Annotated in this window: 16 protein-coding genes; 13 read left to right on the top strand and 3 right to left on the bottom strand. The window is 62.2% G+C overall.

Translation table 11 applies throughout. The annotated features are described in order from the left end of the window. The first annotated feature begins 33 nt into the window (after positions 1–33). From IGS60_RS06085 to IGS60_RS06070, 4 genes are read left to right on the top strand one after another with little or no spacing between them, the layout of a single operon-like run. Complete coding sequence (locus IGS60_RS06085; RefSeq protein ID WP_230503027.1) at positions 34–2,034, top strand: PAS domain-containing methyl-accepting chemotaxis protein; 2,001 nt, start codon at positions 34–36, stop codon at positions 2,032–2,034. Between the two features lie 3 nt (positions 2,035–2,037). Further along, the gene (locus tag IGS60_RS06080; protein ID WP_230503026.1) at positions 2,038–2,862 is read left to right on the top strand and encodes a protein-glutamate O-methyltransferase CheR; all 825 of its coding nucleotides are present in this window, start codon (positions 2,038–2,040) and stop codon (positions 2,860–2,862) included. Next, positions 2,859–3,389, top strand: coding sequence for a chemotaxis protein CheD (locus IGS60_RS06075; RefSeq protein WP_230503025.1), 531 nt, complete (start codon positions 2,859–2,861; stop codon positions 3,387–3,389). Before IGS60_RS06080 ends, IGS60_RS06075 begins: the two co-directional genes overlap by 4 nt. Further along, the gene (locus IGS60_RS06070) at positions 3,376–4,908 is read left to right on the top strand and encodes a chemotaxis protein CheW (RefSeq protein WP_230503024.1); all 1,533 of its coding nucleotides are present in this window, start codon (positions 3,376–3,378) and stop codon (positions 4,906–4,908) included. Before IGS60_RS06075 ends, IGS60_RS06070 begins: the two co-directional genes overlap by 14 nt. Before the next feature lie 6 nt (positions 4,909–4,914). Here the strand turns inward: IGS60_RS06070 and IGS60_RS06065 are convergent, their stop codons facing one another. Further along, positions 4,915–6,567: a 3-(methylthio)propionyl-CoA ligase gene (locus IGS60_RS06065; RefSeq protein ID WP_268993932.1), complete on the bottom strand. Its 1,653-nt coding sequence runs from the start codon at positions 6,565–6,567 to the stop codon at positions 4,915–4,917. A gap of 250 nt (positions 6,568–6,817) precedes the next feature. On the opposite strand from IGS60_RS06065, the gene IGS60_RS06060 reads away from it, so the two are divergent. From IGS60_RS06060 to IGS60_RS06030, 7 genes are all read left to right on the top strand, one after another. Beyond that, positions 6,818–8,260, top strand: a complete 1,443-nt coding sequence (locus IGS60_RS06060) for a YdiU family protein (protein ID WP_071653813.1) — start codon at positions 6,818–6,820, stop codon at positions 8,258–8,260. A gap of 9 nt (positions 8,261–8,269) precedes the next feature. Further along, the gene (gene msrB, locus IGS60_RS06055; RefSeq protein WP_034756083.1) at positions 8,270–8,671 is read left to right on the top strand and encodes a peptide-methionine (R)-S-oxide reductase MsrB; all 402 of its coding nucleotides are present in this window, start codon (positions 8,270–8,272) and stop codon (positions 8,669–8,671) included. Between the two features lie 74 nt (positions 8,672–8,745). Next, complete coding sequence (locus tag IGS60_RS06050) at positions 8,746–9,375, top strand: septation protein A (protein WP_230503023.1); 630 nt, start codon at positions 8,746–8,748, stop codon at positions 9,373–9,375. Further along, the gene (locus tag IGS60_RS06045; protein WP_225317325.1) at positions 9,372–9,674 is read left to right on the top strand and encodes a BolA family transcriptional regulator; all 303 of its coding nucleotides are present in this window, start codon (positions 9,372–9,374) and stop codon (positions 9,672–9,674) included. Before IGS60_RS06050 ends, IGS60_RS06045 begins: the two co-directional genes overlap by 4 nt. A gap of 113 nt (positions 9,675–9,787) precedes the next feature. After that, the gene (locus IGS60_RS06040; protein WP_070218374.1) at positions 9,788–10,567 is read left to right on the top strand and encodes a peptidyl-prolyl cis-trans isomerase; all 780 of its coding nucleotides are present in this window, start codon (positions 9,788–9,790) and stop codon (positions 10,565–10,567) included. A gap of 111 nt (positions 10,568–10,678) precedes the next feature. After that, positions 10,679–11,455, top strand: coding sequence for a peptidylprolyl isomerase (locus tag IGS60_RS06035; RefSeq protein WP_034756072.1), 777 nt, complete (start codon positions 10,679–10,681; stop codon positions 11,453–11,455). Positions 11,456–11,523: 68 nt separating this feature from the next. Continuing rightward, positions 11,524–12,204, top strand: a complete 681-nt coding sequence (locus tag IGS60_RS06030) for a DNA alkylation repair protein (RefSeq protein ID WP_230503022.1) — start codon at positions 11,524–11,526, stop codon at positions 12,202–12,204. Here the strand turns inward: IGS60_RS06030 and IGS60_RS06025 are convergent. After that, on the bottom strand, positions 12,167–12,853 hold the full coding sequence (locus IGS60_RS06025; protein ID WP_230503021.1) for a TetR/AcrR family transcriptional regulator: 687 nt from the start codon (positions 12,851–12,853) through the stop codon (positions 12,167–12,169). The genes IGS60_RS06030 and IGS60_RS06025 overlap by 38 nt on opposite strands. Positions 12,854–12,960: 107 nt before the next feature. Between IGS60_RS06025 and IGS60_RS06020 the strand changes: the two genes are divergently transcribed. Beyond that, positions 12,961–13,665 carry a hydrolase gene (locus tag IGS60_RS06020; protein ID WP_230503020.1) on the top strand — a complete coding sequence of 235 codons (705 nt, stop codon included), beginning with the start codon at positions 12,961–12,963 and terminating at the stop codon, positions 13,663–13,665. Between the two features lie 6 nt (positions 13,666–13,671). Here IGS60_RS06020 and IGS60_RS06015 read toward each other — a convergent pair whose 3' ends face one another. Beyond that, a complete protein-coding gene (locus IGS60_RS06015) occupies positions 13,672–14,565 on the bottom strand; it encodes a GNAT family N-acetyltransferase (RefSeq protein WP_230503019.1) in 894 nt (297 codons plus the stop codon). A gap of 167 nt (positions 14,566–14,732) precedes the next feature. Between IGS60_RS06015 and IGS60_RS06010 the strand changes: the two genes are divergently transcribed. After that, positions 14,733–15,626, top strand: a complete 894-nt coding sequence (locus tag IGS60_RS06010; RefSeq protein WP_230503018.1) for a neutral zinc metallopeptidase — start codon at positions 14,733–14,735, stop codon at positions 15,624–15,626. The last annotated feature ends 20 nt before the right edge of the window (positions 15,627–15,646 follow it).

The following is a 15,646-nucleotide window of genomic DNA, read 5'->3' as shown; positions in this document are numbered from 1 at the left end:
CAGGATCTGGACTTAGAAGCGATAAATACTGCATTGAACCGTGTCCAGGCCGTCATCGAATTCGAACTCGACGGCACCATCCTGCATGCGAATGACAATTTCCTGCGTGTCGTCGGATACAGCCTGGCCGAGGTGCAAGGCAAGCACCATGCCATCTTCTGCGATCCCGAGTATGTAAAAACGGCCGAATACGCCAACTTCTGGGCCAAGCTGGCACGCGGCGAATTCGACCAGGGCGAATACAAGCGCCGCGCCAGGGATGGCCGCGAAGTGTGGATCAACGCTTCCTACAACCCCATCCTCGACGCGGACGGCAAACCGTATAAAGTCATCAAGTTCGCCACCGACATCACGGCCAGCAAGCACCGCAACGCCGATTATGAAGGCAAGATCGACGCCATCAGCAAGGCCCAGGCCGTGATCGAGTTCCGGCTCGACGGCACCATCATCCGCGCCAACGACAATTTCCTCAAGTCCGTCGGCTACACGCTCGACGAGATCGAAGGCAAGCACCACCGCATGTTTTGCGAGCCCGAGTACGCCAAGAGCGCGGAGTACGCGCAGTTCTGGCAAAAACTGGGCAAGGGCGAGTTCGACGCAGGCGAATACAAGCGCCTCACCAAGGACGGACGCGAAATCTGGCTCAATGCCTCGTACAACCCCATCTTTGACGCGGAGGGCCGCCCCTTCAAGGTGGTCAAGTTCGCCAGCGATGTGACGGCCCTGAAAAAGCGCAATGCCGAATACGAAGGCAAGGTCAGCGCCATCGGCAAGGCACAGGCCGTGATCGAATTCGACATGCAGGGCAAGGTGCTCGATGCCAACGGCAATTTCCTCGCCGTCATGGACTATGACTTGAGCGATATCCAGGGCGAACACCACCGCATGTTCTGCGAGCCCGAGTATGCGGGCAGCGCCGAGTACAAGAAATTCTGGCAAAAACTCAACCGGGGCGAATTCGACGCGGGCCGCTACAAGCGCCTGGGCAACCATGGCAAGGTGGTGTGGATACAAGCGACCTACAACCCCATCCTGGACCTGAACGGCAAGCCGTATAAAGTGGTCAAGTTCGCCATCGACATCACGGACCAGGTGAACCTGGAAAACAGCATCCAGGCCAAGGCCGCCAACGACAGCCGCAAGGTCAATGCCCTGCTCGACTCGGTGGCGCGCGCGGCGCAAGGCGACCTGACCTGCCATATCGTGCCCGAAGGCGGCGAACCGATCGATTTGCTGGCCGGCGGCATCAGCAAGATGATCGTCGACTTGCGCGGCGTCATCGGCAACGTGGTATCGGCGGCCAACGGCTTTGCCGAGGCTTCGCACACCATCGCCGAACGGGCCACGGGCGTAGCCGTGGGCACGCAGGCGCTGGGGGCCACGGTGGAAGAAATGAACGCCTCCATCGACGGCTTGACGTTTTCCATCAATTCCATCGCGGAAAACACCTCGAACGCCGATTCGCTGGCGAAAGCCACGCAGCAGGAAGCGGAATCGGGCGCGCGCGCCGTCGCCAAATCGATCGAGGCGATGGACCTGATCAACCGCTCGTCGGAAGACATCGGCGAAATCGTCAAGGTCATCAGCGAAATCGCCAACCAGACCAACATGCTGGCCTTCAATGCGGCCATCGAGGCGGCGCGCGCGGGCGAGCACGGCCTGGGCTTTTCCGTCGTCGCCGACGAAGTGCGCAAGCTGGCCGAGCGTTCCTCGCAGGCGACCAAGGAAATTTCCAAGCTGATCAACGAATCCGTCAAGCGGGTGTCCACCGGCAGCGAGATTTCGCGCCAGGCCAGCGACGCCTTCGACAAGATCGTCTCGGGCGTGGCCAAGACCACGCTGGCCATCTCCGATATCTCGAAGGCGGCCAACGAGCAGCTGCTGACGGCGCGCGAAGTGTCGACGGCGATCCAGTACATCGCCGAGGAAACGGAAAAGTCGGCCGCCAACTGCGACAGCATCGCCCGTTCGACGGATGGCTTGAACGAGCGCGCGGGCAGCCTGAACCAGACTGTCTCCGGCTTCGTGGTGTAAGCCATGAGCCACGCGGCCACCTTGACGCCCGAGGTGCTGACGACGCTGATTGCGCTGGTGCGCCAGCATACGGGCATCGCCATGACCGCGCGCAAGAGCGTCTTGCTGGAACGGCGTTTGCAGCCACGGTTGCATGCGCTGTCCCTGACCAACTACCAGGCGTACCTGGACCGGGTGGCCAGCGACCGCGACGAGGTCGCCCATTTCATCGACCTGGTGACCACCAACGACACCCTGTTCTTCCGCACGCCGCAGGTCTGGGACTACTTCCGCGACCGCTACCTGCCCGCCTGGGCGCGCGCCCATCCCGACGGCTGCCTCGCCATCTGGTCGGCGGCCGCCGCCAGTGGCGAGGAGCTGTATTCGATCGCCATGCTGTGCGAGCAATTCAAGCTGCAAGTGCCCGCCTTCCGCTATCAGATCCTGGCCAGCGACATTTCGCAGCAGATCCTCGCGGCGGCAAAGGCCGGCCAGTACAGCGGGCGCTCCGTCGAGCGCATCCGGCTGTCGCACCCGGACTTGCTGCGCAAATATTTCTCGCCCGCGCCGTATGGCGTCAAGGTCAACGACGAGCTGCGGCAACACGTCAGCTTTGCCCAGCATAACTTGCTCGAAGCGCTGCGCCCGGCGCGCCAATTCGATCTGGTGTTCCTGCGCAATGTACTGATTTATTTCGACGCGGAGCACCAGGAAGCCGTGCTGCGCCAGGCCCGCCTGAGTCTCAAGGATGAGGGCCGGCTGATCCTGGGCGAGTCGGAAACCATCGCCCGCCTCGGCACCGGCTATCAGTTCGAATTTCCCATGATTTACAAGGCGGGCAGCGCATGAGCATCATCATCGAACATGGCCTGGCGCCGCACCATGTTGGCATGGGGCAACTTAGCGTCGGTACGCATGGCGAGCAGCTGCAAGCCTTGCTCGGCTCCTGCATCGGCATCGGCTTCATCTGGAAGAACGGCCCCTGCTGCGGCCTGGCCCACTGCTTGCTGCCGGAAGCGCCCGGTGCCGGGCATGCCCTTGGCGCCCGCTATGTGAGCCAGGCCGTGCCCTCGCTGCTGCGCCTGATGGGCGTGCGCCCGGCCGATTATGCCGATATCGAGGTGGTGCTGGCAGGCGGCGCCAGCATGTTCGGCCCCGCCCACGTCCATGGCCGCCTGCAGGTGGGCCGGCAAAACGCGGAGGCGGCGCAAAAATACCTGGCCCAGTGCGGCTTGCACGTCAGTTTTTGCGCGCTGGGAGGCCGCCACGGCCGCCAGTTGCTGATCGATTGCGCCCGGCACAGCTACGCCGTCACCGAGGTGGTGGCGCCACCCGAATGGATTCCACGCAAGGAAGGCGCATATGGATATGCATGAAGCGACGGGCTTGCAGGCCCATGGCGCAAGCGACACGGCCGCCGAACTGTTCGGCTCCTTCCACCTGGGCGGCGATGAATTCGCCCTGCCCGCCAGCTGCATCCGCGAAGTGGTGAACTACCCCGCGAAAGTCACGGCCCTGCCCCTGTCGCCCGCCTATCTGGAAGGCATGTTCACCTTGCGCGGCAGCGTCATTCCGGTGGTCAACCTGGGGCGCTTGTTCCGCGCCGACGCGCCGCGCGCCGTGGCCACGGACAAGATCGCCATCCTCGATTTCCAGCAAGTGCTGATCGGCATCGTCTTCCAGGATACGGGCGAAATCCTGCGCGTGCCCGCCAGCGCGCGCAGCGCCCTGCAATATGCGGCCGGCGACAGCCAGGCCGTCATCGCCGGCACGATTTTGCTCGACGGCGGCGCGCGCCTGCTGCAGATACTCGACCCGCACGCCCTGCTGCGCATCGAAAACGTGCCCCACGTACTGGCCCTGCAGGCGACGGGCGCCAAGCTGAGCACGGCCCGCTACCATGCGCAAAGCGAACGCCGCCAGTGCGTCAGCTTCCATGCGGCCGGCGCCACGTTCGCCTTCGAAATGCTGGCCATCCAGGAAATCATCAAGGTGCCGGAACTGCACAGTTCCCTGCTGAACAACGAACTGTGCCTGGGGCGCATGCATTTCCGCGGCAACCAGGTGGCCGTCGTCGACTTCGGCGCCCTGCTGCAGGCGCCTGCGTGCGGCAAGGCGGCCAGGGAAGCCACGCCGGACCAGCGCGTCATCGTCGTGCGCCTCGACGGCACGACCGTGGGCTTCCTCGTCGACTCCGTCGACAGCATCGTGCATTTCTTTGGCGACGAGGTGCTGCCGATCCCCCTGCTGAGCAAGGCGCGCGCCGCCATGTTTGCCGGCTGCATCACGAAAGAGGGCTTGGGCGACATCATTTTCCTGAACCACAAGGACATCCTGTCGCAGGCGGAGATCGTCGAGATGCGCGACGGCCACGCGCGCCTGTACCCGGCCGACACGGAAACGGGCGCCGCCACGCACAAGGCGCGGCGCCGCGTCTACATCACCTTTACGGTGGAAACGCGCTTCGCCGTGGAAATCGGGCAGGTGCGCGAAATCATCGATTTCAGCCACGCCATCACCACGCCGCCGGGCATGCCGGCCTGCATGCTCGGCATGCTCAACTTGCGTCAGCAAATGATCAGCATCATCGATCTGCGCCAGCTGTATGCGATGCCGGCCCTGCCGGACGCCAGCAGCGGCAAGATCTTGATCGTGGAACGGGGCGCCGAACGCTACGGCTTCCTTGTCGACCACGTCAACAACATCATGACCATTTCCGACAGCCAGCGCTTTGCGGCGCCGCAAATCATCCGCACGGGAGAGCACGACGACTTGCGCAGCGAAATGGATGAAATGATCGACATCGGCACGGATGCGCAGCGCCAGACCCTGTCCTTCTTCCAGTGCGATCATCTGCTGGAAAAGCTGGAGACGGCGCTGCCGCAAGCGGCCTAGCTTGCCTTACATTCCCGGCAACTGGTGCCCCTTGAACTGCTCGCGCAGCTTGTTCTTCTGGATCTTGCCCGTCGCGCCCATGGGCAAGGCGTCGATGAACAGCACGTCGTCGGGCGTCCACCACTTGGCGATCTTGCCCTCAAAGAACTGCAGCAAGGCGTCACGCGTGACCGTCATGCCGGGGCGCAGCACCACGACGAGCACGGGACGCTCGTCCCATTTCGGGTGGAACACGCCGATGCAGGCCGCCTGCAGCACGGCCGGGTGGGCCATGGCCAGGTTTTCCAGGTCGATGGTGCCGATCCACTCGCCGCCCGACTTGATCACGTCCTTGCTGCGGTCCGTGATCTGCATGTAGCCGTCCGCATCGATGGTGGCCACGTCGCCCGTGGGGAACCAGCCATCCTGCAGCACTTCGCCGCCCTCGTTCTTGTAGTACGAGGAAATGATCCACGGCCCCTTCACCAGCAGATGGCCATACGCCACGCCATCCCACGGCAATTCCTTGCCGTCGTCGTCGACGATCTTCATGTCCACGCCGTAGATCGCGTGGCCCTGCTTTTGCAGGATCTTGCGCTGCTCGTCCTTCGGCAAGTCCAGGTGCTTGGTCTGCAAGCCGCCCGCCGTCCCCAGCGGCGACATTTCCGTCATGCCCCAGGCGTGGATGACCTCGATGTCGAACTTGTCGATCAGGGTGTCCATCATTGCCGGCGGGCACGCCGCGCCGCCGATCACCGTGCGGCGGAAGGTGGAAAACGTCAAGTTATTCTGCAAGGCGTGATTCAGCAAGCCCAGCCAGACGGTGGGCACGCCGGCCGAGAACGTCACTTTTTCCGCCTCGAACAATTCATACAGCGACTTACCGTCCAGCGCCGCGCCGGGAAACACCATGCGCGCGCCGGACAGGGGCACGGAATACGGCAAGCCCCAGGCATTCACGTGGAACATGGGCACGACGGGCAGCACCGTGTCGGAGGCGCGCACGTTCAGGGCGCTGGGCATGGCCGACGCATACGCGTGCAGCACGGTCGAGCGGTGCGAATACAGGGCGCCCTTGGGATTGCCCGTCGTGCCCGACGTATAGCACAGGGTGGCGGCCGAGTTCTCGTCGAACAAGGGCCATGCGTAGTCGTCGGAATGCGTGGCGATCAGGTCTTCATAGCACAGCAGGTCGGGGATGGTGCTGCTGGCGGGCATCCGCTCGCGGTCGCACATCAGCACGAAATGGCGCACGAACGTGCAGTCGGCGGCGATTTTCTCCACCACGGGCAAAAAGGTCAGATCGAACAATAAAACCTGGTCTTCCGCGTGGTTTGAGATGTAGGCGATCTGGTCGGGAAACAGGCGCGGATTGATCGTGTGCAAGACGGCGCCCGAGCCGGACACGGCATAATAGGCTTCCAGGTGGCGGTAGCCATTCCAGGCCAGGGTGGCGACCAGGTCGCCCATGCCGACGCCGAGGCCATGCAAGGCATTGGCCAGCCGGCGCGCGCGCTGGTGGCAATCGCGGTAGGTGTAGCGGTGCATATCGCCTTCCACCCGGCGCGAAATGATTTCGCTGCCGCCATAATGACGCGCTGCAAACTCGATAATGCTGGAAATCAGCAGGGGCTGATTCATCATCTGGCCCATCACTGGACTCAAGGGGAATGCCGACATCGTGTCTCCTGGGGTAGCTACTCGGTTATTGTTGGAATTGACAGATTTTTCCTAGTTTCGTACGGTCGTGCGGAAATCGTCAACGCATTTCGATATTGCGCTGCAGCATGGAATTTTTGATTCCGTTTCCAGCCGCATGGGCAAGCGCCACGCGCCCTGGCGCGGTGCGGTAAAATCGCATTCCAGGCTGGCGCACCTTGCCGGTCCATCTTATTTGACTGGAATTGCCATCACCGCTCATACCTTACCACTGGATAACGCCTTTGCGGCCCTGCCGCCCGCGTTCTATACGCGCTTGATGCCCACGCCCCTGCCCGCCCCATATTTCGTGGCCGCCAGCGCCGCCGCCGCCGCCCTGATCGGCCTTGATGCGGCGCGTCTGGCCGAGCCTGATTACGTGGCGCTGCTGGCCGGCAATGCGGTTGCCGAGCGCTCGCAGCCCCTGTCGGCCGTGTATTCGGGCCACCAGTTCGGCGTCTGGGCCGGCCAGCTGGGCGACGGCCGCGCCATCCTGCTGGGCGATATCGCCACAGCGAGCGGCCCCATGGAACTGCAGCTGAAAGGCGCCGGCGCCACGCCGTATTCCCGCATGGGCGACGGGCGCGCCGTGCTGCGCTCGTCCATCCGCGAATTCCTGTGTTCGGAAGCCATGGCGGCGCTCGGCATTCCCACCTCGCGCGCGCTGGCCATCATGGGTTCGCAGCAAGGCATCATGCGCGAAACGGTGGAAACGGCGGCCGTCGTCACGCGCATGGCGCCCACGTTTGTGCGCTTCGGCTCGTTCGAACACTGGTTTTACCGCAAGCAGCCGGACGAACTGAAAATCCTCGCCGATTACGTGATCGACAGTTTTTATCCCGAGTTGCGCGCCGCAGCAAATCCATACCAGGCCTTGCTGGCCGAGGTCTGCGTGCGCACGGCGCACATGATCGCGCAATGGCAAGCCGTCGGCTTCATGCATGGCGTGATGAATACGGACAATATGTCGATCCTGGGCCTGACGCTCGATTACGGCCCGTTCGGCTTCATGGAAGCGTTTGACGCGGAGCACATCTGCAACCATACGGACCAGCAAGGCCGCTATTCCTATGCCAACCAGCCGCAGGTGGGCCACTGGAACTGCTATGCGCTGGGCCAGGCTTTGCTGCCCTTGATCGGTGAAGTGGAACTGGCGCAGGCGGCGCTGGACACGTACCAGGGCGCGTTCGCCGAGAAAATGAATAGCTTGCTGCGCGCCAAGCTGGGCTTGCAAACGAGCCAGGACGGCGATACGGCCCTGTTCGACAGCATGTTTGCGCTGATGCAAGCCAATCATGTGGATTTCACGAACTTCTTCCGCGCCTTGTCTACACTGCAGGTAGCGGCGCCCGAACATGACACCATGCTGCGCGACATGTTCATCGACCGCCCCGCCTTCGATGCGTGGGCAGCACAATACCGCGCGCGCCTCTTGCTGGAAAACAGCGTCGATGCCGAACGGCAAGCGGCAATGAACGGCGTCAACCCGAAATACGTGCTGCGCAACTATCTGGCGCAAGTGGCCATCGAGAAAGCCCAGCAGCAGGACTACACGGAAGTGGCGACATTGCTGGAAGTTTTGCAAAAGCCATTTGACGAACAGCCCGAACACCAGCACTATGCGGCCCTGCCGCCCGACTGGGCCAGCCACCTTGAAGTCAGCTGCTCATCCTAAGGAGTCATTATGACCACGAATAAAGTCAAGAAAACCGACGCCGAATGGCGCGCCATGCTCGACTCGATGCAATACGAAGTCACGCGCCACGCGGCCACGGAACGGGCCTTCACGGGCAAGTTCTGGGACCACCACGAACACGGCGTCTACACCTGCGTCTGCTGCAACACGCCCCTGTTCGCGTCGGACACGAAGTTCGATTCCGGCTGCGGCTGGCCCAGCTACTTCCAGGCGCTGGACCCGGCGAATGTCACGGAAATCGTCGATCGCAGCCACGGCATGGTGCGCACGGAAATCGTCTGCGCCGTCTGCGACGCCCACCTGGGCCACGTCTTCCCGGACGGCCCGCCGCCGACCGGCTTGCGCTATTGCATCAATTCGGCCTCCTTGCGCTTCGATCCGCAGCCTTGATCTGGCGATGGCTTGGGCGTTACTCCTAAGCCATTCCTAAGATGATTCTAATAAGACCAGTGTAAAGTCTCGCCATGAAATTTCTATTCGACCTATTCCCCCTGATTGCCTTCTTCACCGCCTTCAAATTGGGCGGCATGTATGAAGCGGCCACGCACGATTTCGTGCAGCAATATTTGTCCGGCTTCGTGTCTGGCGGCCTGATCAAGGCCGACCAGGCGCCGTGGATACTTGCCACCCTCGTCGGCATCGTCGCCACAGCTTGCCAGGTCAGCTATCTGCTGCTGCGCGGGCGCAAGGTGGACGGCATGCTGTGGCTGTCGCTGTTCATCTTTGTCGTGTTCGGCGGCGCCAGCATCTATCTGCATGACGATTTCTTCCTGAAATGGAAGCCGACCCTGATCTACTGGCTGTCCGGCCTGGCCCTCTTGATCGCCTACGTGGGTTTCAAGAAAAACCTGATCCGCAAGACCATGGAAGCGCAAGTGCAGTTGCCCGATGCCGTCTGGAACCAGTTGCTGGCCGCATGGATCATCTTCTTTGGCGCCATCGGCGCACTGAACCTGTTCGTCGCCTTCGTGCTGTACAAGGGCGACATGGCCGCCTGGGTCAGTTTTAAAGCGTTTGGCGCGACGGGCATCTTCTTTGCCTTCATCGTGGCGCAAACCCTGTTCCTGGCCAAACATATCAAGGAAGACGCATGATGAGCTCCACCACTGAAAACACCGCGCCGGAAACGCGCATGCAGCGCATTCGTACCCGCCTGGAAACGGCACTTTCCCCTCTGGAATGCGTGCTGGAAGACGACTCGGCACGCCACCGGGGCCATGCGGGCGCCGCCTCGGGCGGAGGCCATTACAATCTGCGCATAATTTCTAGTCAATTTGAGGGGCTCAGACTCGTCATGCGTCATCGACTGGTGTATGATTCCGTGCACGATATGATGCATAATGAGATACATGCATTGGCGATTGTGGCCCTGGCGCCGTCCGAAGTAGTGTAAGGGCGGCGTTTTTGGCGTACCGGGGCGACTTGGTATGCCATTTGCCGCAAGCGCCATGCACGCGTTTTCTTCCCATGCGTTTTTTACGAAACTTTCCCTAACAGGATTTAATAATGACTTTTAAGCCAGCCCGCTTGCTGATCGCACTACTCGCCGTTGTCGCGGTACCTGTTTTTGCGCAAAATGTTGCCGTTGTTAATGGCAAGCCTATCCCATCGTCGCGCGTTGATGCAGTCGTCAAGCAAGTCGTCGCCCAAGGCCAGCAACCGGATTCGCCGCAACTGCGCGAAATGATCAAGAAAGACTTGATCGGCCGTGAAGTGCTGATGCAAGAAGCGGAAAACAAAGGTTTCGGTAAAGATGCAGCAGTCAAGCAGCAAATCGAGAACGCACGCCAAGCCATCGTCATCAACGCCCTGGTCGGCGACTACCTGAAAAAGAACCCGGTCAACGACGCTGAAATCAAGGCCGAATACGACCGCTTCGTGGCGCAGACGGGCGACAAGGAATACCACGTACGCCACATCCTCGTGGGCACCGAAGCAGAGGCGAAAGACATCATCGCCAAGCTGAAAGGCGGCGCCAAGTTCGAAGATCTGGCCAAGCAATCGAAAGATACCGGTTCGGCCGACAATGGCGGCGACCTGGACTGGGCAGCCCCGTCGTCGTTCCCGAAAGTGTTCTCGGACGCCTTCGTGAAACTGCAAAAAGGCCAGGTCACCGACACCCCGGTGCAAACGCCTAACGGTTTCCACGTGATCAAGCTGGACGACACCCGCGCGGCAAAACTGCCGACCCTGGAAGAAGTCAAGCCACAGATCGCCGAAGCGCTGCAGCAAAAGAAACTGCAAGCGTATCAAGAAGAAATGATCAAAAAAGCGAAAGTTCAGTAAGAACTGACCTCCCCGGCGCCCTTTTCGGCGCCGGTCGTGTATTCTGCGCCTGAATGCGCACTGCGCGCCAGTCGCGTATATCGATTTTTAGTATATTTATTAGGAATGAACATGATTTTGAAGCCAGCCCGCCTGATCTTAGCCCTGGTCGCCGTCGTCGCGATCCCTGCGTTCGCGCAAAACGTGGCCACCGTGAATGGCAAGGCCATCCCATCGTCGCGCGTCGACCAGGTCGTCAAGCAAGTCGTCGCCCAAGGCAAGCAAGCCGATTCGCCGCAATTGCGCGAAGCCATCAAGAAAGACCTGATCGGCCGCGAAGTGCTGATCCAGGAAGCCGACAAGCAAGGCTACGGCACGCGTCCGGAAGTCAAGTCGCAGATCGACAATGCCCGTCAAAGCATCATCATCAATGCTCTGCTGGCCGACTACGTCAAGAAAAACCCTGTCAAGGACGCTGAAATCAAGGCCGAATACGACAAGTTCAAGGCACAAGCGGGCGACAAGGAATACCATGCACGCCACATCCTGGTGGCCACCGAAGCGGAAGCGAAAGACATCATCGCCAAGCTGAAAGGCGGCGCCAAGTTCGAAGAACTGGCGAAAGTGTCGAAAGACGGTTCCGCAGCCAATGGCGGCGACCTGGACTGGGCTAGCCCGGCTTCGTACGTGAAGCCATTCTCCGACGCCATGGTCGCCCTGAAACCAGGCCAGGTCACGCAAACGCCCGTGCAATCGCAATTCGGCTTCCACGTGATCAAGCTGGAAGAAACCCGTCCGACGAAGCTGCCGGCACTGGAAGAAGTCAAGGGCCAGGTAGCCGAGTCGCTGCAACAGAAAAAACTCGCCGCCTACCGCGATGAACTCATGAAAAAAGCCAAGATTCAGTAATATTGGATCGGCATGAAAAAGCGCTCCCGGTGAGCGCTTTTTTTACGCCTGAAAGAAAGCGAGATGCCATGAATCTACATGCAGAATTGAAAGCCGCGCTGGAAGCGGCCGCCGAACCGGGCCGCGCAGAGCCCATGCAGGCCTACATGCGCGGCCAGTTCGTTTTCCTGGGCGTGGCAGCACCGCAGCGGCGGCTGGCCGCCAGGGGCTTGCTGGCGGGCTTGAAAGGCGTGGGGGCCGAGGTGCTGCTGGAACATGCGCAACTGCTGTGGCAGCAGCCAGAGCGCGAATATCAGCACGTGGCGCTCGACATGCTGGCCCTGCACCGGCGGCAACTGGGCGTCGAACACCTCCCCGCCCTGCTCGGCCTGGCGCGTCAGCGCGCGTGGTGGGACAGCGTCGACGGCATGGCGGGCATCGTGGGCGAGGTACTGCAGGCGGAACGCCAGCGCGGCGGCGATGGCCATGCGCACATGGATGGCGCCTTGCGGCACGCGGACTTCTGGCTGCGCCGCATCGCCATGCTGCACCAGCTGGGCTGGCGCGCCGACACGGATGCCGGCTGGCTGTTCGGCGCGGCGCTGGCGCTGGCGCACGAAGACGAGTTTTTCATCCGCAAGGCCATCGGCTGGGCCCTGCGTGATTACGCGCGCCACGCCCCGACAGAGGTGCTAACTTTTGCCACAGAGCACCGCCAACGGCTCTCTCCCCTCAGCTACCGCGAAGCGCTGAAGCACCAGCGACCTTGAACGACTGACCGCCCAGCAATCGCAGCGCCGCGTCGATGCGCGGTGCCGCATCCCAGGCCGGCACGGGCGCCAGCAAGCCCAGCGCCATCTGCCGCAGCGGCTCGGCAATCACCATGGCCAGCAGCAAGCCGGCCAGTTCGTGCCCATCCTGCAGCACCAGATGGCCGCGCGCGGCCTGGCGCTGCAACCACTGGGCCAGCAAGGCCGTACCCCGCTCGATGCCGTTGCGCTGATACACGGCCAGCAAATCGGCGCGTGCGGGAAACTCCGTGCACAGCAGACGGAACAGGCCCACGGCATCGGCCGTCAGCACGCGCGCGGCCATCGCCTGCAAGATCTCTTTTAATAATGGCAGCACTTCGCCGGGCCCAGCCGCATCGTGCGCCATGGCCGGTAAAAAGGCGTCCGTCCAGCCGCGCACCACCAGGGCCACGAGTTCCTCGCGGTTGGCCGCATACTGATACAGCGACTTCTTTGCCATGCCCGCGTGGCGCGCCACCGCTTCCATGGTCGTGGCCGCATAGCCTTCGTGCAGCAGCAGCCAGGTGGCCGCCTGCACGGCCGCCTCGCGCGCTTCTTCGGGCGGGCGCGCCGGACGGCCCCGTCCACGCACAGCCTTGCTCTCTGCCTTGCTCTCTTCTTCCTGCATGCCGGCTCCAAGCTTGATCGATGGGCAATTTTACACTGAAACACATTTAGGAAACGTTATTCGTTTCTTTAATATATAATTGGCTCACCCCAACAAAGGAGAACGACATGACGAGCTACACGCACAATGCATTCCCATGGAGCATCACTGGCACGGGCGACTTGCTCGACCCGTTTCCCCTGCACCTGGAAACGGGCATCACGCGCCTCGACGATGGTTGCCTGCTGGTGGCGGCGCGCACCGAGCTGCACGGCTGCAGCGGGCGCATGCTGGACTGGTGGTTTACGTTTTTCGAAACGACGCAGCACATCAAGTGGTGGCATCCGCACGACCACGTGGCCCATCACGGCTGGAACAGCGCGTGGAAAAAGGGAGAGAGTTACTACGGCGCCTCGATCGAGGCAGTGGAGTCCTTGGGCGATATTCCACCCGTGAAAGCCAAGCTGAAGTTCCATGATCCAAAGGAAGTCTTCGACCCGGCGCAGCTGCAGCAGGCAAGGGACAGCGGTGCCCTGTCGGCCGCCGTCTGCGCGCGCATCGGCTTTGGCGATTACGTCGTGCTCGACCCGTACGGCGATCCGCTCGATGGCGAAATGCTGCACCTGACGCGCGACACGCCCACGGGCTGCGTGCTGCGCAGCCGCTTCTTGCTGGGCCGCAACAGCCTCAATCCCGTGCGCGACGTGCCCGACGTGCTGGGCCTGAATTTGCTGCGCCATTGCTACAGCGAATTTACCTATCTGTCGCGCTTTTTGCCGTCGCTGTACTACGGCGAGCACGCCAATGGCGAAAAGGCGCCGCTGCCCTGGTAAAGAGCCTTACAGCCGCTTGTGCATGCGCGCCAGCGGCAGTTTGATCGCGTTGGGCAAGTCGAGGTGAAAATCTTCCGTGACGGAAAAGCCGCTGGCCAGGTACAGCGGCACACCGGGCAAGGTGGCGGCCAATTCCAGTGCCGTAAAACCCGCGGCCCGCGCCTGCCGTTCGCAATGGCGCATCAGCATGCTGCCCAGGCCCTGGCGCGCCGCGGCCGGTTCCACAAAGAAGGCGCGGATGCGGCCCGGCTGGCTGGCCGGATCGAGCAACGGGTCCGGCCCGCTCTTGGCGCGGTCGGCACCGTACAGGGTGGCGCGCCGGCTCCAGCCGCCGCAGGCCAGCATGACGCCGTCGCGTTCGATGACGAAATACGTCCGGTCGGCAACGAGCTGCGTATCGACGCCGAACACGTGGCGCGTCACGGCCTCGGCCTGTTCCAATGTATAGAATCCCGCGCTCAGCGCCACGCCGGAACGGGCGATCAGCGCATTCATTGCAGGCACGTCGGCCGGCAGCGCCACGCGCAGGCGCGTCAACGCGCCAAAGCTGAACCAGGCACGGCGGATGCGGCCCCGCTCCACCTCATAGGTCGCCACCAGTTCCTGTGCCGACACCCCATCGTCCGTGTCGCCATGGACGATTTCATGATCGATCACCAGCTTGCCGCAAGCGATGCGGTTGAGCAACTGCGCCCGGGGCTGGCTGGCGGCGAAACGGGCCGTGAAGCGGGGGCCGATTTGCGCGCCGCCTTGGGCCAGCAAGGTATCGGGGTGCTGGAATTGCTTTGCGTCATCGGCGTAAATGGCCAGCAAGGCCGCCACGTCGTGGGCATTGTAGGCGTCCAGTTGCGCCTGGACCACCGCCGTGGGAGAAATGCGTGTATCGTTGGCAAGCGCCATGCGTGTACCTGTTGTGGAGTCGATGGAAAGTTGCAAAGGGTAACATTGTCGCCCCTGTCGCGGCGTCGTTTACTGCGATAATAACAAGATTCGTCGCCAGTGGCATATTGAGGCGTCATCCATCAACCGTAGAGCGCAATCGCACAAGCACAGCAGGAGTAAATATCATGAAATGGGAAGGCAATCGCGAAAGCGACAATGTGGAAGACCGCCGTGGCGAAGATGGCGGCGGGGGCGGCGGTGGGGGCGGCTTTGGTTTTGGCGGGCGCTCGATCGGCATCGGCACCATCGTCATCGCCCTCGTCGGCTCGTATGTGCTGGGCGTCAATCCCCTGACCCTGCTCAACCTGCTCAGCGGCGGTGGCGGCCAGGTCAGCACCCAGCAAAGCCAGGCCCCGGCGCGCCAGCCGCCCGAATCGGACGAGATGGCCCGCTTCGTGAAAACCGTGCTGGCCGATACGGAAGACACCTGGGGCGCCCTGTTCAAGGCCGAAGGCGGCAGCTATGTGAAGCCCAAGCTGGTGCTGTTTTCCGGGAGCATCCCGACGGCCTGCGGCACGGGCCAGAGCGCCAGCGGGCCCTTCTATTGCCCCGGCGACCAGAAAGTCTATCTGGACCTCGACTTCTTCAATCTGATGCAACAGCGCTTCAAGGTCTCGGGCGAGTTTGCCGAGGCCTACGTGATCGCGCATGAGGTGGGCCACCACGTGCAGAACCTGCTGGGCTTGTCCGAAAAGGTCGACAATGCGCGCCGCACGGCCTCCGAACGCCAGGCCAACGCCATGTCCGTGCGCCTGGAATTGCAGGCCGATTGCTTTGCCGGCGTGTGGGCATTTCACGCGAACCAGGACCGCAAGATCCTGGAACAGGGCGACGTGGAAGCGGCCCTGAAAGCGGCCACGGCCATTGGCGATGATGCGCTGCAGCGCCAGTCGCAAGGCCATGTCGTGCCGGACTCGTTTACGCACGGCACCTCTGAGCAGCGCGTGCGCTGGTTCAGCAAGGGCATCGAGAGCGGCCAGATTGCCCAGTGCAATACGTTCGAGGCGCGCCAGCTGTAAGGATCGCCCCCGTGCCGCCC

The organism is Janthinobacterium sp. FW305-128 (assembly GCF_020858135.1).
Lineage (GTDB): Bacteria > Pseudomonadota > Gammaproteobacteria > Burkholderiales > Burkholderiaceae_D > Janthinobacterium.
This window is presented reverse-complemented; position numbering and strand designations above follow the sequence as displayed.

Bases quoted from the DNA above. Each gene is read 5' to 3' on its own strand.
- msrB (WP_034756083.1), top strand. From the start codon at position 8,270: ATGACCACGAATAAAGTCAAGAAAACCGACGCCGAATGGCGCGCCATG.
- IGS60_RS06015 (WP_230503019.1), bottom strand. From the start codon at position 14,565: ATGGCGCTTGCCAACGATACACGCATTTCTCCCACGGCGGTGGTCCAG.
- IGS60_RS06045 (WP_225317325.1), top strand. From the start codon at position 9,372: ATGATGAGCTCCACCACTGAAAACACCGCGCCGGAAACGCGCATGCAG.
- IGS60_RS06035 (WP_034756072.1), top strand. From the start codon at position 10,679: ATGATTTTGAAGCCAGCCCGCCTGATCTTAGCCCTGGTCGCCGTCGTC.
- IGS60_RS06070 (WP_230503024.1), top strand. From the start codon at position 3,376: ATGGATATGCATGAAGCGACGGGCTTGCAGGCCCATGGCGCAAGCGAC.
- IGS60_RS06065 (WP_268993932.1), bottom strand. From the start codon at position 6,567: ATGTCGGCATTCCCCTTGAGTCCAGTGATGGGCCAGATGATGAATCAG.
- IGS60_RS06030 (WP_230503022.1), top strand. From the start codon at position 11,524: ATGAATCTACATGCAGAATTGAAAGCCGCGCTGGAAGCGGCCGCCGAA.
- IGS60_RS06020 (WP_230503020.1), top strand. From the start codon at position 12,961: ATGACGAGCTACACGCACAATGCATTCCCATGGAGCATCACTGGCACG.
- IGS60_RS06025 (WP_230503021.1), bottom strand. From the start codon at position 12,853: ATGCAGGAAGAAGAGAGCAAGGCAGAGAGCAAGGCTGTGCGTGGACGG.
- IGS60_RS06080 (WP_230503026.1), top strand. From the start codon at position 2,038: ATGAGCCACGCGGCCACCTTGACGCCCGAGGTGCTGACGACGCTGATT.
- IGS60_RS06050 (WP_230503023.1), top strand. From the start codon at position 8,746: ATGAAATTTCTATTCGACCTATTCCCCCTGATTGCCTTCTTCACCGCC.
- IGS60_RS06075 (WP_230503025.1), top strand. From the start codon at position 2,859: ATGAGCATCATCATCGAACATGGCCTGGCGCCGCACCATGTTGGCATG.
- IGS60_RS06040 (WP_070218374.1), top strand. From the start codon at position 9,788: ATGACTTTTAAGCCAGCCCGCTTGCTGATCGCACTACTCGCCGTTGTC.
- IGS60_RS06010 (WP_230503018.1), top strand. From the start codon at position 14,733: ATGAAATGGGAAGGCAATCGCGAAAGCGACAATGTGGAAGACCGCCGT.